Raw genomic sequence first — 466 nt, 5'->3', positions numbered from 1 at the left:
GACCATGTAGTGTGTTGCCACGAAAGAATCTATGGCAGACATGGTTGGCAGATTGATATTGAACACTTCTTAAGCACTTTACAGCGAAAGCCGGGTGCTGCTGCAGGTTCTGTGGCCTTAAAACAAGCGCCCATCTGGGTGCAATCACTTTATCATGACCATTATCAACATGATCCACGTGCGTTTATTGAGTTGTTGCAATACCGCCAGCAGCATAATATAAGCAGTAAGGACTTATGTGACTGTGTAGCGCTGCTGGCCCGGCAATTCCCCTCCAATGTAAATAATGAACATCTGATCGCATTGCTAGGTAATCAGGTGGTACAGGAGCCTGAAATAGCAGAGCCGGATGCAATCGCCCTTCGATCTATGGAAAATCTGCTGGAACTGGCAGAGATGATGAATAATTACAACACTACCGGGATAAATATAACAAGATGAACAAAGAAACATTAGAACACATTCA

Annotated in this window: 1 protein-coding gene; it reads left to right on the top strand. The window is 44.2% G+C overall.

Annotated features, from left to right (window positions below; translation table 11 throughout):
* Positions 1-441 (top strand): hypothetical protein (locus tag ACHFIZ_RS17960; RefSeq protein ID WP_410888353.1); only part of this gene is annotated, 441 nt, incomplete at its 5' end.
* Between the last annotated feature and the right edge of the window lie 25 nt (positions 442-466).

The sequence above is a fragment of the Pedobacter sp. JCM 36344 genome (assembly GCF_046546555.1).
GTDB lineage: Bacteria > Bacteroidota > Bacteroidia > Sphingobacteriales > Sphingobacteriaceae > Pedobacter.
Note: the sequence above shows the minus strand (reverse complement) of the source record. Positions and strands in the feature narration are given on the sequence as shown.